At 55.0% G+C, this 22,126-nt stretch carries 22 protein-coding genes and 1 pseudogene; 11 read left to right on the forward strand and 12 right to left on the reverse strand.

Going from position 1 to position 22,126, the window contains the following annotated elements; genetic code table 11:
* Positions 1-43 precede the first annotated feature (43 nt).
* Positions 44-1,846, reverse strand: a complete 1,803-nt coding sequence (locus ATG98_RS02450; protein WP_098422068.1) for an acyl-CoA dehydrogenase — start codon at positions 1,844-1,846, stop codon at positions 44-46.
* A 410-nt stretch (positions 1,847-2,256) separates the two neighbouring features.
* On the opposite strand from ATG98_RS02450, the gene ATG98_RS02460 reads away from it, so the two are divergent.
* The 6 genes from ATG98_RS02460 to ATG98_RS02485 are packed head-to-tail and all read left to right on the forward strand — an operon-like array spanning position 2,257 to position 8,123.
* Positions 2,257-5,103, forward strand: a complete 2,847-nt coding sequence (locus ATG98_RS02460; protein ID WP_098422069.1) for a monovalent cation/H+ antiporter subunit A — start codon at positions 2,257-2,259, stop codon at positions 5,101-5,103.
* A complete protein-coding gene (locus tag ATG98_RS02465) occupies positions 5,103-5,471 on the forward strand; it encodes a Na+/H+ antiporter subunit C (RefSeq protein WP_098419351.1) in 369 nt (122 codons plus the stop codon). The genes ATG98_RS02460 and ATG98_RS02465 overlap by 1 nt, the downstream gene beginning before the upstream one ends.
* Complete coding sequence (locus ATG98_RS02470; protein WP_098419352.1) at positions 5,468-6,985, forward strand: monovalent cation/H+ antiporter subunit D; 1,518 nt, start codon at positions 5,468-5,470, stop codon at positions 6,983-6,985. The genes ATG98_RS02465 and ATG98_RS02470 overlap by 4 nt, the downstream gene beginning before the upstream one ends.
* Positions 6,985-7,473 carry a Na+/H+ antiporter subunit E gene (locus ATG98_RS02475; RefSeq protein ID WP_098419353.1) on the forward strand — a complete coding sequence of 163 codons (489 nt, stop codon included), beginning with the start codon at positions 6,985-6,987 and terminating at the stop codon, positions 7,471-7,473. Before ATG98_RS02470 ends, ATG98_RS02475 begins: the two co-directional genes overlap by 1 nt.
* Positions 7,470-7,739, forward strand: coding sequence for a K+/H+ antiporter subunit F (locus ATG98_RS02480; protein ID WP_098419354.1), 270 nt, complete (start codon positions 7,470-7,472; stop codon positions 7,737-7,739). The genes ATG98_RS02475 and ATG98_RS02480 overlap by 4 nt, the downstream gene beginning before the upstream one ends.
* A 51-nt stretch (positions 7,740-7,790) precedes the next feature.
* Entirely contained in the window at positions 7,791-8,123 is a 333-nt protein-coding gene (locus ATG98_RS02485; RefSeq protein WP_098419355.1) for a Na+/H+ antiporter subunit G, read from the forward strand.
* 118 nt (positions 8,124-8,241) lie between these two features.
* On the opposite strand, the gene ATG98_RS02490 is transcribed toward ATG98_RS02485, so the two are convergent.
* From ATG98_RS02490 to ATG98_RS02500, 3 genes and pseudogenes are all read right to left on the reverse strand, one after another.
* Positions 8,242-8,970 (reverse strand): alanyl-tRNA editing protein, encoded by a 729-nt coding sequence (locus tag ATG98_RS02490; RefSeq protein ID WP_098421708.1) that lies wholly within the window; start codon positions 8,968-8,970, stop codon positions 8,242-8,244.
* A 31-nt stretch (positions 8,971-9,001) separates the two neighbouring features.
* Positions 9,002-9,313: pseudogene (locus ATG98_RS02495) on the reverse strand (Mov34/MPN/PAD-1 family protein); the annotation flags it as partial.
* Positions 9,314-9,328: 15 nt separating this feature from the next.
* Positions 9,329-10,273 carry a DMT family transporter gene (locus ATG98_RS02500; protein WP_218925827.1) on the reverse strand — a complete coding sequence of 315 codons (945 nt, stop codon included), beginning with the start codon at positions 10,271-10,273 and terminating at the stop codon, positions 9,329-9,331.
* 90 nt (positions 10,274-10,363) lie between these two features.
* Between ATG98_RS02500 and ATG98_RS02505 the strand changes: the two genes are divergently transcribed.
* The 3 genes from ATG98_RS02505 to ATG98_RS02515 all read left to right on the forward strand — a co-directional run bounded on the left by ATG98_RS02505 (position 10,364) and on the right by ATG98_RS02515 (position 13,970).
* Complete coding sequence (locus ATG98_RS02505) at positions 10,364-11,791, forward strand: PLP-dependent aminotransferase family protein (RefSeq protein ID WP_098419357.1); 1,428 nt, start codon at positions 10,364-10,366, stop codon at positions 11,789-11,791.
* 215 nt (positions 11,792-12,006) lie between these two features.
* Entirely contained in the window at positions 12,007-12,288 is a 282-nt protein-coding gene (locus ATG98_RS02510) for a pyrimidine/purine nucleoside phosphorylase (RefSeq protein WP_007350561.1), read from the forward strand.
* A 38-nt stretch (positions 12,289-12,326) separates the two neighbouring features.
* Positions 12,327-13,970, forward strand: coding sequence for a fatty acid--CoA ligase (locus tag ATG98_RS02515; RefSeq protein WP_098422070.1), 1,644 nt, complete (start codon positions 12,327-12,329; stop codon positions 13,968-13,970).
* Positions 13,971-13,975: 5 nt separating this feature from the next.
* On the opposite strand, the gene ATG98_RS02520 is transcribed toward ATG98_RS02515, so the two are convergent.
* From ATG98_RS02520 to ATG98_RS02545, 6 genes are all read right to left on the reverse strand, one after another.
* On the reverse strand, positions 13,976-15,238 hold the full coding sequence (locus ATG98_RS02520; RefSeq protein WP_098422071.1) for a D-amino acid dehydrogenase: 1,263 nt from the start codon (positions 15,236-15,238) through the stop codon (positions 13,976-13,978).
* A gap of 75 nt (positions 15,239-15,313) precedes the next feature.
* Positions 15,314-15,670: a translation initiation factor Sui1 gene (locus ATG98_RS02525; RefSeq protein ID WP_098419360.1), complete on the reverse strand. Its 357-nt coding sequence runs from the start codon at positions 15,668-15,670 to the stop codon at positions 15,314-15,316.
* Positions 15,671-16,198 carry a DUF4136 domain-containing protein gene (locus ATG98_RS02530; RefSeq protein WP_098421710.1) on the reverse strand — a complete coding sequence of 176 codons (528 nt, stop codon included), beginning with the start codon at positions 16,196-16,198 and terminating at the stop codon, positions 15,671-15,673.
* 59 nt (positions 16,199-16,257) lie between these two features.
* Positions 16,258-16,863, reverse strand: a complete 606-nt coding sequence (locus tag ATG98_RS02535) for a YigZ family protein (protein ID WP_098419361.1) — start codon at positions 16,861-16,863, stop codon at positions 16,258-16,260.
* 53 nt (positions 16,864-16,916) lie between these two features.
* The gene (locus ATG98_RS02540) at positions 16,917-18,302 is read right to left on the reverse strand and encodes a HAMP domain-containing sensor histidine kinase (RefSeq protein ID WP_098419362.1); all 1,386 of its coding nucleotides are present in this window, start codon (positions 18,300-18,302) and stop codon (positions 16,917-16,919) included.
* Positions 18,299-18,985 carry a response regulator transcription factor gene (locus tag ATG98_RS02545; protein WP_098419363.1) on the reverse strand — a complete coding sequence of 229 codons (687 nt, stop codon included), beginning with the start codon at positions 18,983-18,985 and terminating at the stop codon, positions 18,299-18,301. Before ATG98_RS02545 ends, ATG98_RS02540 begins: the two co-directional genes overlap by 4 nt.
* A gap of 221 nt (positions 18,986-19,206) precedes the next feature.
* On the opposite strand from ATG98_RS02545, the gene ATG98_RS02550 reads away from it, so the two are divergent.
* The gene (locus ATG98_RS02550; protein ID WP_098422072.1) at positions 19,207-19,542 is read left to right on the forward strand and encodes a hypothetical protein; all 336 of its coding nucleotides are present in this window, start codon (positions 19,207-19,209) and stop codon (positions 19,540-19,542) included.
* 82 nt (positions 19,543-19,624) lie between these two features.
* A complete protein-coding gene (locus ATG98_RS02555; protein ID WP_098422073.1) occupies positions 19,625-20,845 on the forward strand; it encodes a GNAT family N-acetyltransferase in 1,221 nt (406 codons plus the stop codon).
* A gap of 52 nt (positions 20,846-20,897) precedes the next feature.
* Here ATG98_RS02555 and ATG98_RS02560 read toward each other — a convergent pair whose 3' ends face one another.
* Together ATG98_RS02560 and ATG98_RS02565 are read right to left on the reverse strand one after the other, a co-directional pair.
* On the reverse strand, positions 20,898-21,113 hold the full coding sequence (locus ATG98_RS02560) for a dodecin (RefSeq protein WP_098419366.1): 216 nt from the start codon (positions 21,111-21,113) through the stop codon (positions 20,898-20,900).
* Between the two features lie 102 nt (positions 21,114-21,215).
* Positions 21,216-22,118, reverse strand: a complete 903-nt coding sequence (locus ATG98_RS02565) for an NAD-dependent protein deacetylase (protein ID WP_098419367.1) — start codon at positions 22,116-22,118, stop codon at positions 21,216-21,218.
* Positions 22,119-22,126: the final 8 nt, after the last annotated feature.

Consider the following 22,126-nt stretch of genomic DNA (forward strand, 5'->3'; position numbering starts at 1 on the left):
CACAATTACACAAGGGTTACCCTTTGGTTAATCGGGCAAGGTGCTAGAACCACTCGGTTTTCATGGCCAAGCAGGTATCGTCCATGTTTCGCAGCAGGACCAGGTCATGGGCAGCAGTGGGTAATTCCCAGTGAAAAAAGTATTGTGCGGCCTGCAGCTTGCCCTCATAAAAATGGCGTTCTCGATCGTTGCTGGCATTGCTCAACCCTACCGCGGCAGCATTGGCCTGACGCAGCCACATCCAGGCCACACAGATGTGACCGAACAAGTGCAAATAGCAGGAGGCGTTGGCCAGGGTCTGCTCGGTTTCACCGGCCATCAGCGTTTTACCCAGGCTTTGGGTCACTTTTACCGCCTGCTGCAGAGTCTCGCTGAGTGACAGAGCCCAGGGCTCGCAGCGGGCGCTGGTGGCGGCTTGCAGATCGGCCTGCATGGCCTGAAGCAGCAACTGCAAGCCATGGCTTTGGTTCTGCCACACTTTGCGGCCCAGCAGATCCAGTGCCTGAATGCCATTGGTGCCTTCGTGGATCGGGTTCAACCGGTTATCACGCCAGCATTGCTCCACCGGATATTCTCGGGTGTAACCTGCACCGCCGTATACCTGAATCGCCAGATCGTTCGCTTTGGGGCCATATTCCGACGGCCAGGCTTTAATCACCGGGGTCAGAAGATCCAGCAGTTGCCCGGCTTCTTGGCGTTTTTGCGGCTCCGGGTGAGTGTTCTGGTCGTCCATCAGCCGGGCGCCATAAAGGCACAGCGCCAATCCACCTTCGCTGTAGGCTTTTTGGGCCAGCAGCATGCGCCTGACATCGGCGTGCTCAATAATCGGCACCTGTTCACTTTGCGGATTGTTATCCGCTGCCCGGCGCCCCTGCAGACGATCTTTGGCATAGGCCAGGCTGTGCATATAACCACGGTAACCAATCACCGCCGCGCCACAGCCCACGCCAACACGGGCCTCGTTCATCATCTGGAACATGTACTTCAATCCCTGATGGGGCTCGCCCACCAGGTAACCGTGGCATTCGGCGTCGTCACCAAAACTCAAGGCAGTAGAGGTGGTTCCACGGTAGCCCAGCTTGTGAATCAAGCCGGCCAAAGCCACACCGTTACGTTCTCCCAACCCGCCGGTTTCGTTCAAACGGAGTTTAGGCACAATAAAAAGTGAAATACCCTTCACACCGGCCGGCGCACCTTTTATCTTGGTCAGCACCATATGTACGATATTCTCGGTGATGTTTTGCTCACCACCGGAGATGTATATCTTCGCGCCCTTGATCAAGTAATGACCAGCGTTGTCAGGCGTAGCCGACGTGCGAATGTCTGCCAGCGACGAACCCGCATGGGGTTCGGTAAGGGCCATGGTGCCGGCGTATCGACCATCGAGCATGGGCGGCAGAAACAGGCTCTTCTGAGATTCATTGCCAAACACTCGAATCAGGTTTGCCGCTGCGGTGGTCAGGAACGGGTAGCCCGCGGTGCCGGGATTCGCCGCGGTAAAAAAGCCGTTACAGGCCGCCATGACCGTTTCCGGCAGCTGCATGCCGCCAAGCTCGTAATCGTAACGACCGGCAATGAAACCAGCGCGGGCATAGGCGTCAAACGCCTGTTTTACCTGTGGCAGCATGGCCACCTTGCCATCCACAAACCGGGGTTCGTCCTGATCGGCGGCCCGATTGTGATTGGCGAATGTCTCCCGCGCCATTTTGTCAGCGGTCTCGATGACGGCATCGAAGGTATCGCGGCTGTGGTCAGCAAAACGCTCGCGCTCCGCCAACACATCAATACCCAGTACTTCGTAAAGTTGGAACGACAGGTCGCGACGGTCAATCAGGGTATCGGTCATTACGCGGTCTCCGGCTTTGGGCCATTTTCATACGGCCGTTTTAAAATTGCTGCGCTCTTTATGCCACAGATAACCGCTGGATAGCCACTCTTTAACATGGCGCCAACATGAGCGCGGTTATAGCGCCAGGCCACAAGTTCCTTGACCTTCAGACTGCGGCACGTATCATTCTTTTGATATTTTTTATACGGAGTAATCATGACGGAGAGGTCGCACAACTGCTGGTTTACATCAGATCTACCTCGCCTGGATGACATCGCCCGCTATCGTGGCAAGCTTCCCTATTTTCCAGACCCTCCACGGCATTAGGCAGCTCATCGTTAACGGGTGCTAGCTCGCTGGTGATAGCCCGTTGGTAATAGATCGCTGGTACCATCTTTTTCTGTCCTACACCTACAATTGAGATTGCGATGTCGCTCCCCCTGGTTGTTTTACTGCCCTTCTTAGGCGCCATGGCCGCACCACTTTTCGCGCAAGGCGGGCGCACAGCCATCGCTATTGCGTCAACCGTTCCCGCGCTGATTGCGCTCGCCGCGTTGTTCCCCCACTGGCAAACACTGGCAGACGGCGGTGTTGTCCTGCACACCTACGAATGGCTACCTGCGATCGGGCTGTCGCTGAGTTTCCGCCTGGATGGCCTGTCACTGCTGTTCGCGCTGCTGATTCTGGTGATTGGTATCCTGATCATTCTTTACGCCCGCTACTACTTGAAACCTGAAGAAAACATTGGCAAGTTTTACGGCCTGCTGCTGTGCTTCATGGGCTCAATGCTTGGCATTGTGCTGTCCAGCAATTTGTTGCTGATGATGATTTTCTGGGAAATCACCAGCTTGGTGTCGTTTTTACTGATCAGTTTCTGGACCCACAAAAAAGGCGCGCGGCGCGGTGCCCGCATGGCGCTGACGGTTACCGGCGGTGGTGGCCTGGCCCTGTTGGCAGGTGTTCTCATAATTGGTCAGATTGTCGGCAGCTACGAGCTGGACGATGTGCTGGCCGCAGGGCCCATCATCAAAGCACACGCTCTTTATCCGGTTGCGCTCACCCTGGTACTGCTGGGTGCATTCACAAAATCGGCCCAATTTCCATTCCATTTTTGGTTGCCCCACGCCATGCAGGCGCCTACGCCGGTATCGGCCTACTTGCATTCGGCCACCATGGTAAAGGCCGGTATATTCCTGCTGGCGCGGCTGTATCCGGCGCTGGCAGGTACCGAACAATGGTTTTACATGGTCAGCTTTACCGGCATGGCAACGCTGCTGCTGGGCGCGTATATCGCCATGTTCAAGCACGACCTCAAAGGCTTGCTGGCGAACTCCACGATTAGCCATCTGGGGTTGATTGTTCTGTTGCTCGGCATGGGCACGGAACTCGCCACGGTTGCTGCCCTGTTTCACGTCATCAACCACGCTACGTTCAAGGCCTCGCTGTTCATGGCGGCCGGCATTATTGACCATGAAACCGGTACCCGCGACATGCGCCGTATAAACGGGCTTTGGCGATTCATGCCCCACACGGCCACCCTGGCCATAGTGGCAGCGGCTTCAATGGCCGGTGTACCGCTGCTGAACGGCTTTCTCAGTAAGGAAATGTTTTTCGCCGAGTCTCTGGCACTTAACCTACCCGGTTACTGGGCCTGGCTGCCGCCCATTGTGGCGACCCTGGCCGGCATTTTCGGGGTTGCTTACTCCGCCCGGTTTATCCACGACGTGTTCTTTAACGGCAAGCCGGTAGATTTGCCCATCTACCCACCTCATGAACCGCCGCGCTATATGAAGATCCCTGTGGAAATATTGGTGTTCGCCTGTCTGATGGTGGGTATGTTCCCGGCCATATCAGTGGGCCCCCTGCTTTACGCCGCATCTTCCGCAACCTTGGGCGTGCCGGCGCCGGACTATCGGCTGGCGGTGATGCACGGTTTTAACCTGCCACTGTTTATGAGCTTTTTGGCGTTCTTTGGCGGTTTGCTGATGTACAGCCAGCGCGAGCGTTTCTTTGCCTTTCACGACCGCTTCCGCGAGATTGATGAAAAAGCGATCTTTGAAAAAGTGGTGTTCAGTCTTGGCCTCAGGGCCAACCGGTTTACCGCCGCCACAGAGAACGGCTCGCTGCAGCGCTACGTTATGCTGCTAATTGTCAGCGCTTTAGCCGTGGCATTTTTACCGATCAGCAAAATGGGCTTTTTTATTGGCAGCAACGGGCTAACCCCGGTGGACTGGCCCACGGCAACTTTGGGTGCGGTTCTGATTGCCAGCGCTCTGGCCACTGCAGCCATGCACCGTGAACGCTTCTTTGCGCTGGTACTGATCAGCGTCGTCGGGTTGTTAACCGCGCTCACCTTTGTGCGTTTCTCGGCGCCAGATCTGACGATGACCCAACTGTCGGTAGAAGTCGTCACCGTTGTGCTGTTAATGCTGGCACTTTACTACATGCCCTCATGGACACCCGTTGAGAGCAGCCGTGGTCGCCGCGTTCGTGACATGGGGATAGCCCTGTTAGCCGGCAGCGGCATGACCATAATTACCCTGGCCATTCTGACCCAGCCGTTCAGTTCGATTTCCGAGTTCTTTCTGGCAAACAGCAAAACAGGTGGTGGTGGTACCAACGTGGTCAATGTGATCTTGGTGGATTTCCGCGGCTTCGACACCTTGGGTGAAATTTCAGTGCTGGCGATTGCAGCGTTGGGCATTTTTGCAATGCTCAAAAACACGACACTTACGCCGCCTCCGGGCGACGGCCTGGGCCACGCATGGGCCCGCCAAAGCCACCCCACCATGCTCAAACAGATTGCCCGTCCGATGCTACCAATGGCGCTGATGGTATCCGCGTTTATATTCCTGCGCGGTCATAACCTGCCAGGGGGGGGCTTTATTGCCGGGCTGATAACCGCCGTTGCGCTGATTCTTCAGTACATCGCCAGTGGCTTTTCCTGGACCGAAGACCGCATCGCCATGCGCTATCACAATGTGATTGCGCTAGGTCTGCTGTTTGCCGTTATTACTGGCGCCGGCAGCCTGGCGTTTGGTTATCCGTTCCTGACCTCCACATTCGGCTATATCACCTGGCCGGTGGTGGGTAAGTTCGAGCTGGCCTCGGCGCTGGTGTTTGACCTGGGTGTGTACCTGGCGGTGGTGGGTGCCACACTGCTGATGCTGGTCAGTGTAGGCCGCATCAACCCCCATTCCGCTATCCGTCCTGTAAACAGCGAGTCGAGCTACGGCGCTGACACGACTACCCTGACTCAAAGAGAGACCGAATAATGGAACTTGTATTCGCACTCGCCATTGGTGCGCTCACCGCCGGCGGAATATATCTGCTGCTGCGCGCCCGCACGTTCCCGGTGGTGCTGGGCCTGACCATGCTGTCGTACGGGGTAAATCTGTTCCTGTTCGCCAGCGGGCGCCTGGCCACCGGCAGCCAGCCGATTCTGGGCACCGCTGACCAGTACGCAGACCCATTGCCCCAGGCGCTGGTGTTAACCGCGATTGTTATCGGCTTTGCCATGACCGCATTCGTGGTGGTGTTATCACTGCGCAACCTGGCCGACCACGGTAATGATCACGTAGACGGCGACCCGAAAAAGCGTACGCCGGCTTCCAAGCATGCGCGGGAGCGTCGGCCACTATGACCCACTGGCTGCTTGCTCCGATTCTGATCCCGCTACTGGGCGCTATTCTGCAAATATTTGTAGGCTACGCGCCCATGCCGTTGCGCCGGGTGTTGGCCATTATTACCTCGGTTCTGACCTTGGCCGCCGCCATTGTTCTGCTAAATCTGGCCAGCGACGACACCTACCGTGTCTACGCCATGGGCAACTGGCAGCCACCCTTCGGCATTGTGATGGTGCTGGATCGTTTGGCGGCCATGATGTTGGTTCTAACGGCGTCGCTGGCACTGCTGTGCCATCTGTTCTCGATCGGGGGTGCCGACGAAGGTACGCGCCAGTTCCACAGCCTGTTCCTGTTCCAGCTGATGGGCCTGAATATCGCCTTTCTGACCGGCGACCTGTTCAACCTGTTTGTTGCGTTTGAGATTCTGCTGATTGCCTCTTACGGACTGCTGATGCACGGCAGTGGAAGCACGCGCTCAACGCCAGGGCTGCATTATGTCGTATTAAACCTGGTGGGTTCGTCGTTGTTTCTGATCAGCGTGGGCATGATTTACAGCGTTACCGGCACATTGAATATGGCCGACCTGGCCGTGAAAGTGCCACAGGTCAGCGGCGACCAACGTTTTCTGGTCGAAGCCGGTGGCATGCTGTTGTTGGTGGTATTTGCCCTTAAAGCAGCGGTGTTGCCACTGACATTCTGGCTACCACGGGCCTATGCCAGCGCTACCGCGCCGGTCGCTGCATTTTTTGCCATTATGACCAAAGTCGGTATCTACGGGATTATCCGGGTTTACCCGCTGATTTTTGGCGCCAACGCCGGCGAGATGGCTAATCTGGGCATGAACTGGCTTTTCCCGCTAGCGCTCGCCACCCTTATTATGGGCGTTATTGGCGCTATGGGCGCACAAACCTTGCGCACCCTGGTGACCTGGCAGCTGGTCATTTCGGTTGGCACTATACTGGCACCCATCGCGCTGGGCTCGCAAAAAGGCCTGGCTGCGGCCCTGTTCTACTTGCTTAGCACTACCTGGACAGTGGGCGGTTTGTTTTTGCTGATTGAGCTGGTGCGCAGCCAGCGCGGATCCGCTTCTGACAAAATCGTTATGGCGCCGCAGATTCGTCATCGAACCCTGCTTAGCTCGCTGTTTTTCTTTGGCGCGGTGTCCGCTGCAGGTTTACCACCACTAAGCGGTTTCTTTGGCAAAGTGATGATTCTGCAATCCACCACCAGCGGCGTGGAAATGGCGTGGCTTTGGGGTACGGTTCTCACGGGGAGCTTTTTCACTCTGATTGCCTATAGCCGCGCCGGCAGTGTGGTATTTTGGCGCAATATTGAAGGCGAAATTGAAAACAGCACCCCGGTAACGCCGTTGCTGGCCATTTCTACCGGCGCGCTGATTGGTATGAGCGTATTAATGGTGGCACTGGCCGGGCCTATCAGTGCCTATACCAACGCCACTGCAGTGCAGCTGCTGGACACCCGTGGTTATATCCAGACTTTGCAGGCGCCAATGGTTGAGGAGAGTTCGTAATGCTGGATCGCCTGAGTTTCCCGCAACCCTGGCTAAGCCTTCTGCTGTTCAGCATCTGGCAGTTGCTTGCCGATGGCGTTGGCGGTGGAAGCGTGGTTGTGGGTTTGATACTGGCCTGGGGTATTCCGCAGCTCACCCAAAGCTTCTGGCCTGAGCGCCCGGCGGTGTTCAAGGCTTGGCGTTTACCGGGTTATTTGCTGCTGGTGTTATGGGACATCGTGATTGCCAGCTTTGAAGTGGCCTGGCTGATTATCAGCCCGCGCCGGCCGGAACCGATGTTTATCAGCTACCCGCTGCAGCTTGACTGCCCACAGGCTATCGCTATTTTGGCCAGCACCATTTCCCTGACACCCGGCACGGTGACCGCCGATATCAGTGATGATCACAAGATTCTGCTGATTCACGCGCTAGACACCCGAACCGCAGAAGAAGTGATTGAGGCCATTCACAATCGTTATGAAAAGCCTTTGATGGAGATGTTCCAATGATTGTGATTGTCTTGAAGATATCCATCGCCCTGGTGGTGATTGCGGCCTTGCTTAACGTGTATCGTCTGATTGTTGGCCCACATGCCCCAGACCGGGTTCTGGCCATAGATACTCTGGCCATCAACGCCATCGCGCTCATCATTCTTCTGGGTATTACGTTGAACACCCGTCTGTACCTGGAGGCCGCGTTGCTGATTGCCGTCATGGGTTTTGTCAGCACGGTGGCTATGGCCAAATATCTGAAACGCGGCAGCGTTATTGAATAACAAGGGTGCAGAGCGAGGCGCCAGGCGCTTTGCAAAGGAGACGACACAACAATGAACCTGTTTATCGAATTCGTTATCGCAGCCCTGTTGTTGCTGGGTGCCGTATTTACACTGGTGGGCGCCATCGGGCTAACGGTCTTGCCCGATTTTTTTACCCGCCTGCACGGGCCGACCAAGGCCACCACCGTGGGCGTGGGAGCTATGGCATTAGCGTCGATGATTTGGTTCGCCAACCAGCCGGTGGGCACAGGCTTCGTGGAGATTCTGATTATGGTCTTTTTGCTGCTGACCGCACCGCCAAGCGCCAACATGATGGCAAAAGCCGCTATGCACATGGAAGTACCTAAAGTTGGCAATACCCGCGGCGACCCCTGGCAGCAATAAAACGCTGTCAAAGGGGCGGACGCAGAACTCGGAAAAAATCGTACGCGAAGGTTTTTCTTGCATTCGTAGGGGGCGAGATAGATGGCGACTGCCCGCCACCTATCTTTATTTGTTAGCATTAAGCAAATCTAATGATAATTCGCCTGTTGTGGCGGCTTTTCTTTTCAATTTTGCTGCACACAACGGCACCTATTTCGGCGGTATTACGCACATGAGTGCCACCGCAGGGTTGGACGTCCACACCGGGTATTTCAACCACTCGTACGGCTCCGGCAATGACCGGCGGGGCAACCAACTGCGTCCGGGTTAACTTCTGCACCTGATCGTTATCATCAGCAGAGATGCGTCTGATCGTCACATTGCGAGAGGCATTGATCAATTCGTTCAACTGTGTCGTTACGACCTCCTTGTCTGGCGATGTGTCGGGCAAGTCAAAGTCCAGTCTGCCCTTATCAGGGCTAATACTGCAGCCAGTTACCGGAGCATGGACAATCGCGCAAAGTAGATGGAGGCATGTATGCATCTTCATGTGCTGATACCTGCGCTCCCAATTGATTGAGCCAGTGACCATAAGCCCGGCTTCGATTTTTTCAGGCTGGGCAGCAATCTCATGCCAGATGAGATTCTTGTTTTTGGAGTCTCTGAATGTCTCTCTCACCACTATGGGTGTTCCATCTGGCATTAATAGGTGGCCAATATCCCCCGGTTGACCACCCCCGGTTGGATAGAAAAGAGTTTTATCTAAGGCGATTGCTGTTTCTCTAATTTCCACCACTCTTGCAGTAAATTCCGTCTGATACGGAGCATCATCGAATATCTGCAGAGTTTGACTAGTCTTCGTCATCAGGAGGCCCTCGTTTTTAGTTGGTTGGTAGCCTGAATAAGGTCTTATCTCGGTCCTCAGTGCTGAAGTACGCACCGACGTCGGGATGAGAGTGGTAAATGACTACGGCAGGATTATCACTTCGAAAACTTTTATTTAGCGCCACGGTACCAAGAACCGAGAAGGTATAACCATTAGCGGCATTGCGCTTATATGTATCAGGGTTTCTTTGATTTAACTCATTCTGAATATTTGTTCCGAGATGAATGGTTCCGTCGGCAAAAACAAAGCCACAGCATTCCTCTGGATACACACCAGAGGCGTGGCTGTAGATTCGTTCCAAGTTGTCAAAATTTAAAACGTCCATGTTTTCGCCAATTGATTAAGTGTTTTTGGTAAAGAGTTTTTCAATGGGGAGTTTTGTAATTGCAAATCCTGTCAGCAATATTCCTGAGTAAAGGGCAAGGTCATGTGATATCGGCCGCCCTTCATACCACGAGCCAATGGCCACAGCCACGACAGGAAAGATAATGAATACAAAGGAGAGGATGACTGGACTCAAGCGCTTCAAAAGAAAGAAGTACACGATAAAGCCGCCAATCGAGGCCACTAAACCAAGATACGCGAGTGCGCTCCATGACCTGATTGACACCGCTGCAAAATCGGGGCTCTCCAGAGCGTAGCCCGCAACTGTCAGCAATAGCCCTGCAATACCTATAGGTAGAGTGTTGAAGGTAATCACACTGATTTCAGCGCCACTCTTCTTAGTGATCACATAGCAAAGCCCATGCATCACTGCCGCTGCCAAGATGGCGACAATACCAACAAAATCTGCGTGATCAAGATACAGGCCCTGAGATCTGATGATCATAAACAAGGCACCGAATCCTATACCTATACCAACTATCTGCGAGAAATAAATTCTTTCCTTTAGGAAGATCCTAGAAAATATGAGAATGAAAACAGGCATCGTGCTGAACAATAACGCGGTCAAGCCGGAAGATACGTGCACTTCGCCGAAGTTCAGTAGGTAGTAAGGTAGAGTAAAGTAGGTCAAGATCACAAACACAAAGAACCCCGTCTTTTCTCGCGGGAACCAAATGGGCTCCCGGCGTATCAAGGCGAATACCAGGAACATCGGGAAGGCGATCAGGAACCGAACACCGGAGGATGTGATTGGTGGGACACTCTCAACAGCGATCTTTATTCCAAGCCAAGTCGTTCCCCAGCTCAAGCAGACGATCAAGAACAGAACGGATGTCACCACTTTAGCCGTCCACAGTTTAGGATATTTACTTGGCGCGCTGATTGCTTCAGACATTGACATGATGTCATTCCTTTTGGCTTGAGCTGAAATAGTGCTACAATTCGTTCAAATGTGTAAATAATTGTGTGAATTAGCGTAGAGGGATGAAATATGGGTGTCAAACCAAACATTGACACGGTGTTATTTCTTAAAGAGGCTCTTATTGCTGGCCAAGGCACGAAATACATGCGATTGGCTAATGCATTCGAAGAAAAAATTTCTGATGATTTTTTTCAAGAAGGAACCAAGTTGCCTCCACACCGCAGGCTAGCCGATCAACTCGGTGTCACGCCTGGAACCATCAGCCGTGCTTACGAGGAACTTGAACGCATGGGGCTGGTCCAGGCTCGTGTGGGTGATGGAACATTTGTGAGCAAACGGAGTATGGAACGGGAGCGCGAGGAGGGTTTTCGAAACTTCATTGAGAAGCCTTTGCAGCGTGTTGACATGAGCCGGAATATGCATATTCCAGGGCAGGAGACGATACTCTTGGCCGAAGCTCTGAGGCGCCTGGCCGATGATCAGCAGACGCTTCATGAGATTGCGCTTTATACCCCTGAAGCAGGTCTGTCACGCTATCGCCGCGCTGGCGCGGCCTGGCTCTCAACGGATAACTTCGAAGCTAATGCTGATCAAGTTCTCTGCGTCAATGGTGGCCAACACGGCTTGCTGTGCGCACTCATGGCATTGCTTCGGCCTGGGGACACTCTGGTTACTGAGCAGCTAACCTATCCAGGCTTGATCTCTGCGGCTCGTTTTCTTGGCATCAGGCTGCTGGGCGCAGAGATGGACGATCAGGGCCTGATCCCGGAGTCACTCGAAGAGATTTGCCGAAAGAACCGGGTATCGGCCCTGTATTGCACACCCACCATTCAGAATCCGACAACCGCAGTATTGAGCGCAGAGAGAAGGGAAGCAATCGCAACGATCTGCCGGAGCCACAACCTGTTCATTATCGAAGATGAGGCTCATGCTGTGTTTGTTGAGGATCGTCCACCTCAACTCAGCCAGTATGCGCCGGAAAGAGGGGTCATCCTTTCCAGCCTGAGTAAAGCCGTAGCAGCGGGGTTTCGAGTGGGCTACATTTACGCTCCGGCCCAGTTGATCGACCGTTTGGTTGCCGCACTGCGCGCCACGTGCTGGATGGCCACACCTCTGACGTTCGAGCTCGCCAGCTTGTGGATCGAAGACGGTAGCGCGAAGGCGTTGCTTAAGCAGCAGGTTGCAGAGATCCGCAGGCGTAAAGACCTCGTGGCGGGGCTATTGAGTGGGCTGAATGTTAGAACCCATCCCCATAGTCCGCATTTCTGGATTGAGGTGCCCGAGCCCTGGAGAGCTTCAGAAGTGGAAATCGAGCTGCGTCAGAAAAACCACCTAGTGGCTGCAGCTGAAGCTTTTGCCGTTGGGAGAGGCGCGGTTCCTCAATATATCCGGGCAAGCATCAGCACGCCGTTTGACAATGACAAAGTGTTATATAACGGATTTGCTACCCTTGCTGCCACACTCCAGCAAACTAGCCTAGCAGATGCAGTCGAGTAGGAACTATTCACTGCGTGACATGCTGCACTCTAGGGCTCTATGCCACTAACCGGGCTTAGCGTACGGTTTTTCCGAATTCTGCGTCCACCCCTCAAATGTGAGCGCTTGCGGCGGCAAAAACGGTAGCGGTGCGCTAAGTTAAATAGTGCGCTAGATTAGGCGCATATTGACTACGCAAAATGATTTCTGAAACAGTCCGACACGGAGTTCTGTTTATGCTTAAGGTAAATGAATATTTTGATGGCAAAGCAAAGTCGATCGCCTTTCAGTCAGACGCTTTACCCGCCACCATTGGCGTAATAAGCCCTGGCGAATACCAGTTCAGCACCCAGCAAAAAGAAACCATGACCATTGTCAGCGGTGTGATGTCGGTGTGCTTGCCAGGTGTGGAAACATGGATGACCTACGGTGCCGGTGAATGCTTCGGGGTTGCGCCCGATTCCACCTTTCGGGTTACCGTCGAATACGATACCGCCTATTTGTGCACCTACGGCTGAGGTAGCCCACCTCTCCCAACAACAAAAAGGATATTGTCATGGCTTCGACCCGCTTGCTAACTCCAGCAGAAAACGCCTATCAGTACCCATTACTGATCAAACAACTACTGGCTTCCGGGCCGCGATTCGCCGGCTCCCAGGAAATTATTTACGCGAACAAAAGCCGCTACACCTACACCGAGTTGCAAGCCCGTATCGGCCGCTTGGCTAACGCCCTGACCAAAGCCGGAGTTAAAGCCGGCGACACCGTTGCGGTAATGGACTGGGATACGCCCCGCTATCTTGAATGCTTTTTTGCAGTGCCAATGATTGGCGCCGTTCTGCACACTGTTAACGTGCGGCTGTCGCCAGACCAGATCGTATACACCATGAATCACGCCGAAGACGATGTGGTGCTGATACACGACGACTTCCTGCCCATACTCGATGCTGTTAAAGACCAGATCGAGACGGTAAAGCACTACATACAGCTGACCGATAACGACCAGCCTGCATCCGCCAGCGTGCCGGTACTGGGTGAATACGAGCAGCTTCTAGCCCAGGAAGACAGCCACTTCGACTTCCCGGATTTTGACGAAAACAGCGTAGCCACCTGCTTTTACACCACTGGCACGACCGGCAAGCCGAAAGGTGTGATGTTCAGCCATCGCCAGTTGGTGATGCACACTATGGCTATGGTGGGCACCCTTTCAATGTTTGACGAGGCGCCGCTGCTGCGCTCCAGTTCGGTTTACATGCCGATGACGCCCATGTTCCACGTGCATGCGTGGGGTGTTCCCTACGCCGCCACCTTGATGGGCACTAAACAGGTATACCCCGGGCGCTATGAACCCGAACTGCTGATGGACCTGATCAAAACCCACAATGTGACCTTCTCCCACTGCGTGCCCACCATTATGCAGATGCTGCTGGCCACCGAGTCCATCAAAGACGCAGATCTGAGCAACTGGCAGGTACTGATAGGCGGTAGTGCCCTCACCAAAGGGCTGTGTGAAGCCGGAGCCGAGCGGGGCATTCGCATGTACACCGGCTACGGCATGTCGGAAACCTGCCCGATTCTGACCGTCACCCACCTGACACCGGAAGATCTGGAGCTGCCGCTGGCGCAGCAGGCCAAAGTGCGGGTGAAAACCGGTGTCGCCATTCCATTGGTGCAAGTTGAAATTGTGGACACCAATGGCAAACCGGTCGCCCACGACGGTCAGGCCAAAGGCGAAGTTGTCGCGCGTACGCCCTGGTTAACCCAAAGCTATCTGAAAGAACCGGAAAAAGGCGAAGAACTTTGGCAACACGGCTGGCTGCACACTGGCGACGTGGCCAGTATGGAGCCGAATCGGACCCTGATGATCAAAGACCGCATCAAGGATGTGATCAAAACCGGGGGTGAATGGTTGTCGTCACTGGACCTGGAAAACCTGATCAGCCAGCACCCGGCGGTAGCAGCCACCGCGGTTGTCGGCGTTGCCGATGAAAAATGGGGCGAGCGCCCACACGCACTGATCACGCTAAAGCCCGGCCAGAATGCCACACAAGAAGACATTCAAGCGCACTTACAGCGCTATGTGGATAAAGGCGAAATCAACAAGTGGGCTATCCCCCGGCAAATGGACTTTGTGGACGACATTCCAAAAACCAGCGTGGGTAAGATCAACAAGAAGCAGATTCGCGATCAGTTAGGCTAGCTCAGTTACGTCACTGAAACGCCACTGAAGCGAAAATCCAGCTGCGGCGGCCGTCCGGCGATAATATCCGCCAGTGCGGCCGCTGACCCGCAGGCATGGGTCCAGCCCAAAGTGCCGTGGCCGGTATTCAGGAACAGGTTACTAATGGCGCTTTTACCCACGTAAGGCACACTGGAAGGCGTTGCCGGCCGCAACCCGCTCCAGTATTCAGCCTGCTCCCAATGACCCGCCTCGGGCATGACAGCCGCCACCCGGCGCAACACCGCATGGCAGCGGGTGACATTCAGGCGTCTGGAATAACCGCTGAACTCTGCCGTACCCGCAATGCGCATACGATCCCCCAAGCGTGAATAAACCAGCTTGTACTCATCGTCGGTCAGGCTGACATTGAACGCGGCATCGGGATTTTTCACCGGCACGGTGATGGAATAGCCTTTAGCCGGATAAATATTCAACGCCAGTCCCAATTGCCGCGCCAGTGGCGCGCTAAAGCTACCCAGGCTGAGAACCCAGGCGTCTGCGCGCAGACTATCGTGATGGCCTTGGGACAGGGTTTCCACCGCATCTACACGCCCGATACCGCGCTGAAACCCAACCACTTCGGTGTTGTGTTTGAAAACCACACCCGCCTGTTTGCAGCGCTCTGCCAGGGCTTGAGTAAATTTGCGGGCATCACCGGATTCGTCTTCCGCGGTGTAGGTGCCACCTGCGAGGCGATGCTTCAGGCGCGCCAGAGCGGGCTCCAGTTCGATTGCCCGCGCTGCACTTACCTCCTGCCGATCGCAGCCCAATTCGCGCATCTGGCGTGCCGGCTCCAGAGCACTGTCGAATTCTTTCTGGCTGGTGTAAAAGTGCAGAATTCCACGGGTCAGGTGGTCGTAGTCCAAGCCCAGCTCGGCTCGCAGTTCCTGTAATTTGCTGCGGCTGTAAAGGCCCAAGTTGACCATCTGACGCAGATTGTCGGCCGCCCGTGCAGATGTGCATTGGCCCAGAAACGCCAGCGCCCAGCGCCATTGGGCCGCATCCAGTCGCGGGCGGAACAGCAGCGGTGCGTCATTACGATGCAGCCATTTCAGAACCTTCAGCGGCGTTGACGGATTGGCCCAAGGCTCGGCGTGGCACACGGAAATCTGGCCGCCGTTAGCGTAACTGGTTTCAAGCCCGGCTGCTGGCTGGCGATCTATCACTGTGACCTGGTAACCCTGGCGCTGCAAAAACCAGGCACTGGTAACGCCAACCACACCCGCGCCTAAAACCACTACGTGCATACCCGTTCCCGTCGGTTGTTCGTGTTGTTAATCGTCAATTGCTGCTTGCAGATGGCTGTTTGTTGATGAGCAGGGTCAACCGCCGGAACGTTTTACTACCCAACCTTTCTGCATCAGCAACGGCACCAGAATATGCCGCTGGTCGCCCTGAATTTCGACAATACCGTCTTTAAGGGTGCCACCGGTACCGCATTTGGCCTTGAGCTCTTTGGTGTAAGCTTTCAACTCTTTCTCTGCCAAGGGTATGCCGCTAATCAGGGTAACGCCCTTGCCTTTACGCCCTTTGGTTTCGCGGCTGACCCGCACCACACCATCACCCAGCGGGCGTTGTTCCTTTCCGCAGCTGCACTGTTCCTGCGGATGACGACACTGAGGGCACATGCGGCCCTGATCGGTGGAATAAACCAGCCCACCGTCGTGCTTTTTACTCATTCAGTCCAGCCCTGGCGGATATTTGGTGAACATTTCCTGAACCACTTCGTCGATCAGCTTGCGCCGCGTTTCTGGCGACTGATTTTCGTTCAGGTAGCGCTTGCTGGCTGCGCGCCAAATCACCTGGCGGCTTTGTGCATCGGCCAGCTCAATCACCAGTTTACCCTCGTCGACTTCACGCACCGGAGGCGGTGCCGACAGGCCCCAACCAAAATTACCGGTACCGAAACCAAACCCCAGGCCAAGACCGCTTTGCTCCAGGCGCTCTTCCTTGGCAATGTGCCAATTTACCAGCACGTCCGCGTCAGCGGCGCTAACCAGCTTCATAGCCTCGCCTTCCAGCTCACGTTCCAGCGCGCTTTGAACGCGGCTGCCGTCGAGTGACAGAAAAGAATCGGCGCCAGCATCGTCGGCATAGGCCCAAGTGTTGTAATCACCAAAAACCGTGGCTGAATCATAATCCGTCACCACGTTGCTTGCGCAACCGGCCAAAGCCAGCGCTACAACTACACAGGTTACAAAGCGCATCATCGCGTTCTCCTCAAATTAACGGTTTGGAACAGTATACGCGCCGCCCGGCGAGCGGGTCAGGTATCGAAATGATAATTCAATCCGCGGGCGTTGCAAAAACCGGCAAAATCTTCTGTCGCAGGTTCTGGCACGTCGACAGATACAGCTACCTGCTGGCCATAATTGATCTCGGTAATGGTCGCGTTATGCAGTTCGCACCAATGCCGCAGAGGTTGTTCATCGGCAAAACCAATCATCGCCAAGGCCAACCGGCTGGGTTGGTGTACCACCCGCTCTACCGCCGACAGTACACTTTCTGCGGCACCTGCGTAGGCTCGCACCAAGCCTCCAGCGCCCAGCTTTATTCCGCCAAAATAGCGAATGACCAATACCAGCACATCCCCCATGTCTTTGTGCTGGATAACACTGAGTATCGGCTTTCCGGCGGTGCCAGAAGGCTCGCCATCGTCGTTCATGGCCGCTTCGGCCGCCGAGCCCGGGCGGCCAATCTGATACGCCCAGCAGATATGGCGGGCATCAGGATGATCTGCCTGCGCCTGTGCCAGCCATTGATGAACCTCATCGCGACTGTTTACCGGGGCCACGCGGGCTATAAAACGGCTCTTTTTAATTTCCGTGACCCGCTCAAGATAACCGGCGGGGACGGGGTAGTCTTTTTTCATTCGGTTTTGCCTGTTTGCCCGGAATATCTATTGGCTGTTGGCGGAGTGCATGCTCAGCTGACCACAAACACCGGCAGTTTTACCTGAACCACCAGGCCACCTGCGGCGGCGTTAACGGCAGTGACCTCACCATCGTGGGCTAAAATTACCTTTTGCGCGATTGCCAGCCCCAGGCCCCAGCCCGGGCCACCACGGGATTGGTCGCTGCGATAGAACGGTTCAAACAGGTGCGCCAGGGCTTCGTCTGGCGCACCGGGGCCGCTGTCGGTAATTTCAATCCATAGCCGGTTGTCTGCAACCGTGACCGCAACGGTCAAGGCTTGTCCTGGTGGCGTATGGTCCAGAGCATTCTGTAGAATATTGTCAAAGGCTCTGTGCAACAGGCCGGCATCACCCAGAACCAGCGTGTGAGTTGCCTGCTCGCTGGCATTCAGCCGGCATTGCACATCCCGTCCACGGGCATACCCTGCTGCGTCTTGCAGCAAAGCGTTTAATAGCTCCATAACAGCCACTGGCTGGCACGCAAACTGCTCGCCCTGGGCGGCCAGCCGATAAAGGGTCAGCACCTGCTCGGTCATGGCTTCCAGGCGCTCGTTCTGGCGCAATATGCTGTTGAGCAATGCACTATCCCCGCCACCGTCCAGCGCCAGCTCAATGGCTACCCGCTGCCGTGCCAATGGCGTACGTAAATCGTGGGATATATCCCGTAATAGCTGCTGCTGGCGGTCAAGAAGACCCCACAACTGTGCGGTCATGGCGTTAAATGCATTGGCCAGAGCGCCAATTTCATCACGGCGCGAGGCAACCTTGGGGTCAACCCGCAGGCTCTTGTCGCCGGCAGCGATGGCGCGAGCGGTGACTTCCATGGTTTTTAACGGCCGTGAAAGCCGCCGGGCAATCAGCCAGCAGGCCAGGGAGACCAGCACTACCGCAAAGCCGGCGTTTATGGCCCTCAAAGATCCGGGGGCCAACCAGCCGGCGGATTTGCCACGGGGCCAGGCAATCAATCTATGATTACCTGCCAATTCAATCGCGGCAGGTTTCAAGGCCAACCAGTGTGAATCCATACGGTTGTGAACATTAGCCGGCAGATTGCGACTATGGCCGAGACCATCGGAAGTCTCGGGCCCAGCCAGAATTAGATGCAGGCCCAAGGTTCGGCCTTGCTGGCGCAAAAACTTGCGGGCCGCGTCACCGCCGCCGCTCTGGCTGAGCGCCAGCGCTTCCTGGCCTAGCTCATACAACCCAAGCTGGCGCGCCATGGCCTGCTGTTCCTGTTCCACCAGCAGCCGTGATACCAACTGTCCAGCTACCAGTGTTAACGCCATGGCCAGCCATACCATTAAAAAAATGCGCCAAAACAGTGGCACCGCAAAGCGCCGCCCCGGCCCTGAAGCTCCGTCGGCGGCGTTAGTATTTGTGTTATGAGACGGCTTCATGCCACTACCCGGTAGCTATAACCAAGCCCGCGCACGGTTTCGATGCGGGGCGGTTCGTCGTTGCCGAGTTTTTTACGCAGATTGCTGATGTGCATATCCAGAGTGCGATCGTAAGTTTCAAGTCGCCGGCCCAGCGCCCACTGCATCAGATCGGTTTTACGCACCACACTACCGGCGTGAGCCAGAAGCACCTGCAGAACTTCGTATTCGGTAGCGGTCAAATCCAGCGGCGCGCCTTTCTGATGCACCCGCCTGTGGGCTGGCTCAAGGCGCAAGTCACCATAATTGCGACTGTCTTCCAGTTCCGCTTTCTGGTCCCACGCAATACGGCGCAACAGTGCATGCAAGCGCGCTACCAGCTCACGGGGGTTGCAGGGTTTGGGGATGTAGTCATCGGCGCCCACCTCAAAACCCACAATGCGATCGGTTTCATCACCGTGGGCGGTCAACAGAATCACTGGCAGATGAGTGCTGACACGCAGTTGTCGCAGCACGTCGAGCCCGTTGATATCAGGCAGCATAATATCCAGAACCACAATATCACAGGATTCGCTTCGAGCCAGTGCCAGTCCGTCTTTACCGTTGGCCGCTTCGCGCACAGTGAAGCCTTGGGTAACAAGGTAACGGGCCAGCAACATGCGTAGCTCGTCGTCATCCTCTATTAATAGCACCCGATTTTGCATGCCTTCTTCACTCCGTCTGGGACTGCTCTGGCTTAGCCCAAGTCTACCATGCCCGCACTTACCCAGCTTGGCTGGCCGCAAAGGCTTTACAGAACCTTTACCCAACGCTGACAGCGCTTGACACTGCCTTTGATAAGATGAACTCACCTTAAAAAAGCCACCTAAACGAAGCCACGAATCAGTAATGGCTTCATCACAAACGAGTTACCGGAGAAATCACCATGAAAACACGCCAATCTGTTCGCATCGCCGCAGCCCTGCTGACCTGCGCATTGCTGTCCACCGCTCCACTTGCCATGGCTCAGGGCTACGAAAAAGGCCAGGACAAGCATCAACGAATGCAAGAGCAGTGCGAACAAATGAACAGCGCTGATATACAGGCCCGTCATGGGGAGCGTCAGCAAGAAATGATGAAGCGCCACAACGAAACGGCCGATCGCCTTCAGCTGACCGATGACCAGCGCGAAATCTGGAGCGATATGCACAAAGAACGTCAGCAACAGATGCAAAAGAGAATGGAAAAACAGCAAAAGCGTTGCCACAAGATGGCTAAATGAATCGCAACGGGTGATCGCCTGGGGGGGTTCTGGCGTAAGGTATGTGCAGTGAGTGCACCGTCTTACAGGAAATCGAACTTACATGACCCACCGCGAAGCCCCCCCATTAAGCCTTACCTTTGACGGCCCTGCACAAAGCAAGATCCAGGTTTGCCGGTCTATCGACGATATTAACGTTATAGACTGGCAAAGATTGGCCGGTAGCGATTACCCCTTTGCGCGCTACGATTTTCTTCAGGCACTAGAGCACAGCGGTTGCACCAATGCTGCTACCGGTTGGCAGCCCAGCCATCTGGTGATCCGCCAGCAGGGTCAGGTTACCGGCATTATTCCAGCATTCTTAAAAAACAATTCCCGCGGCGAATACGTGTTCGATTTTGCCTGGGCCGAAGCCTACCAGCGGTACGGCCAGCCTTATTATCCCAAACTGCTGATGGCGATTCCCTTTACCCCGTCACAGGGTCCACGGCTTCTGCTGACGCCGCAGCTGCGCGAAATTCTGGACAGCGCATCGCTGCACCAGTTGCTTGATGACGCTATTACAGCAATCGGTGCCCATTCCTGGCATCTGCTGTTTCCCGACAGCGCGGATCAAGCACTGCTTGGCCAGCCGCAAACACCAGACAGCCCGCAATTGCACCGGCTAGGCTGCCAATTTCACTGGCACAATGCCGGGTACGAAGCCTTCGACGACTTTCTGGCGCAATTAACGTCGCGCAAGCGCAAGTCCATCCGCAAAGAACGCAAACAGGTCAGCGATCAGGGCATTGAGTTTCAGCGCGTCGGCGGCTCAGACATATCTGACCAAGTGCTTGATGGCTTCTACGTGTTCTACCAGGCAACCTATCTTAAGCGCGGCCAGCGGCCTTATCTGAGCCGTGACTTTTTTGAGCGTTTGTTCCGCCAGATGCCAGAGCATGTGCACATCGTGATCGCGCTCAAACAAGGTGAAATGATCGCCAGCGCGCTGTTTCTAAGCGGTTCTGACACCCTTTACGGGCGCTACTGGGGTTGCCTCGACGAGTACAATCATTTGCACTTTGAAACCTGCTATTACCAGGGCATAGAACTGGCCATAGGCCTTGGTCTGCAGCATTTTGACGCCGGTGCCCAGGGTGAGCACAAGCTGGTACGGGGTTTTGAGCCGCTACTCACCCACTCGTGGCACGGCATAGAACACCTGGGCTTTCGCGATGCCATTGCAAATTTTGTCGCTGAAGAGCGCGAGGGAGTTCGCAGCTATTTTGAGGAAAGTAAAACATTACTGCCATTTCGCCAGACTGAAAACGACAAAGGCGGCTGATTGCGCAGCCGCCTTTTTGATTTTGCCGTTCAACATAAGCTAGCGCGCAAAATCAGTCTTTACCAATGCGAAAGCCAATTTTTAAACTGACTTGGTAGTGGCCTACCTTGCCATCAACAATATGACCACGGGTTTCAACCACTTCAAACCATTCCATGTTACGCAGACTTTTACCACATTCGTCCAGAGCGTTCTGAATAGCCTCCTCAATGCTGTTGGGAGATGACCCTACAATTTCAACTTTCTTGTAAACATGCGAGCTGCTCAAAATTGAACTCCTCTTATCCTCATGAATTAACATGTACTTTCAGCCTAGAACAGGCTTTCATACAATGCAATTCCACGCTAACGGATTGTGCCCGGCCTGCGGTTAAAGCTGGTTAACGCACACCTGAAGGGTGTCCGAAATGCTGGCGTTCAGCCTGAGCGCTGCCAGAGATTCCGCGCGGGTCCGGCCCAAGTTCAATGTGGCGATGGGCTTACCCCATTCATGAGCGTAACGGCAAAAGCGGAACCCAGAGTAAACCATCAGCGACGAGCCAATCACCAGTAGGCCGTCGCTGGCTTTCAGCACGTCCAGTGCCGCGTAAACCCGCTGCTTCGGCACGTAATCGCCAAAGAACACCACGTCTGGCTTTAGAATACCACCACACACCGGGCAGTCTGCCAGCTGGAAATCTGCAAAATCGATGTCCAGATCAGCATCACCATCCGGCGCCACGTCCGCCGTATAAGCACTGAATTGCGGATTCAGAATCGCACAGCGCTGGTGAACCTCGTCCCGTTTGCATCGATAGTCACAGCTCATACACAGCACCTCGTCGGCGCGGCCGTGCAAATCGGTTACCGCCTGGGTACCTGCCTTCTGATGAAGCCTGTCAACATTCTGGGTAACCACCAGCGAACTGTGATTGAGCATTTCAAGTTGTGAAATACGATGGTGAGATGCATTGGGTGCAGCGTTGCGCATCAGCGGCCAGCCTATCAGGCTGCGGCCCCAGTAACGTTGGCGGGTTTGAACGCTGTCCATGAAGGCCTGATGCTGCACCGGCTGCTTGCGCTTCCAGGCGCCATCGCCGTCGCGGTAGTCGGGAATACCGGAATCTGTGCTGACACCGGCGCCGGTCAGAATCAACAATCTGGGATGGCTATGAATGAAGTCGGCGAGCATGGCACCGGCTTCCTCCGGCTGATGCAGGCTGGAAGCTATGTCACTATCCGGCAAGCGCTGATCGGAACTGAAGGGGCGGGAACGGTGACGGATTTCAGACATGCACACTC

Origin of the sequence: Marinobacter sp. LV10R520-4 (genome assembly GCF_002563815.1) — a bacterium.
Lineage (GTDB): Bacteria > Pseudomonadota > Gammaproteobacteria > Pseudomonadales > Oleiphilaceae > Marinobacter.

What these genes read in the sequence shown, in the direction of transcription:
- ATG98_RS02550 (WP_098422072.1), top strand. Translation starts at nt 19,207, where the DNA reads ATGAAAACACGCCAATCTGTTCGCATCGCCGCAGCCCTGCTGACCTGC.
- ATG98_RS02535 (WP_098419361.1), bottom strand. Translation starts at nt 16,863, where the DNA reads ATGAAAAAAGACTACCCCGTCCCCGCCGGTTATCTTGAGCGGGTCACG.
- ATG98_RS02500 (WP_218925827.1), bottom strand. Translation starts at nt 10,273, where the DNA reads ATGTCAATGTCTGAAGCAATCAGCGCGCCAAGTAAATATCCTAAACTG.
- ATG98_RS02460 (WP_098422069.1), top strand. Translation starts at nt 2,257, where the DNA reads ATGTCGCTCCCCCTGGTTGTTTTACTGCCCTTCTTAGGCGCCATGGCC.
- ATG98_RS02525 (WP_098419360.1), bottom strand. Translation starts at nt 15,670, where the DNA reads ATGAGTAAAAAGCACGACGGTGGGCTGGTTTATTCCACCGATCAGGGC.
- ATG98_RS02515 (WP_098422070.1), top strand. Translation starts at nt 12,327, where the DNA reads ATGGCTTCGACCCGCTTGCTAACTCCAGCAGAAAACGCCTATCAGTAC.
- ATG98_RS02470 (WP_098419352.1), top strand. Translation starts at nt 5,468, where the DNA reads ATGACCCACTGGCTGCTTGCTCCGATTCTGATCCCGCTACTGGGCGCT.
- ATG98_RS02465 (WP_098419351.1), top strand. Translation starts at nt 5,103, where the DNA reads ATGGAACTTGTATTCGCACTCGCCATTGGTGCGCTCACCGCCGGCGGA.
- ATG98_RS02510 (WP_007350561.1), top strand. Translation starts at nt 12,007, where the DNA reads ATGCTTAAGGTAAATGAATATTTTGATGGCAAAGCAAAGTCGATCGCC.
- ATG98_RS02480 (WP_098419354.1), top strand. Translation starts at nt 7,470, where the DNA reads ATGATTGTGATTGTCTTGAAGATATCCATCGCCCTGGTGGTGATTGCG.
- ATG98_RS02520 (WP_098422071.1), bottom strand. Translation starts at nt 15,238, where the DNA reads ATGCACGTAGTGGTTTTAGGCGCGGGTGTGGTTGGCGTTACCAGTGCC.
- ATG98_RS02505 (WP_098419357.1), top strand. Translation starts at nt 10,364, where the DNA reads ATGGGTGTCAAACCAAACATTGACACGGTGTTATTTCTTAAAGAGGCT.
- ATG98_RS02540 (WP_098419362.1), bottom strand. Translation starts at nt 18,302, where the DNA reads ATGAAGCCGTCTCATAACACAAATACTAACGCCGCCGACGGAGCTTCA.
- ATG98_RS02450 (WP_098422068.1), bottom strand. Translation starts at nt 1,846, where the DNA reads ATGACCGATACCCTGATTGACCGTCGCGACCTGTCGTTCCAACTTTAC.
- ATG98_RS02555 (WP_098422073.1), top strand. Translation starts at nt 19,625, where the DNA reads ATGACCCACCGCGAAGCCCCCCCATTAAGCCTTACCTTTGACGGCCCT.
- ATG98_RS02485 (WP_098419355.1), top strand. Translation starts at nt 7,791, where the DNA reads ATGAACCTGTTTATCGAATTCGTTATCGCAGCCCTGTTGTTGCTGGGT.
- ATG98_RS02545 (WP_098419363.1), bottom strand. Translation starts at nt 18,985, where the DNA reads ATGCAAAATCGGGTGCTATTAATAGAGGATGACGACGAGCTACGCATG.
- ATG98_RS02530 (WP_098421710.1), bottom strand. Translation starts at nt 16,198, where the DNA reads ATGCGCTTTGTAACCTGTGTAGTTGTAGCGCTGGCTTTGGCCGGTTGC.
- ATG98_RS02565 (WP_098419367.1), bottom strand. Translation starts at nt 22,118, where the DNA reads ATGTCTGAAATCCGTCACCGTTCCCGCCCCTTCAGTTCCGATCAGCGC.
- ATG98_RS02475 (WP_098419353.1), top strand. Translation starts at nt 6,985, where the DNA reads ATGCTGGATCGCCTGAGTTTCCCGCAACCCTGGCTAAGCCTTCTGCTG.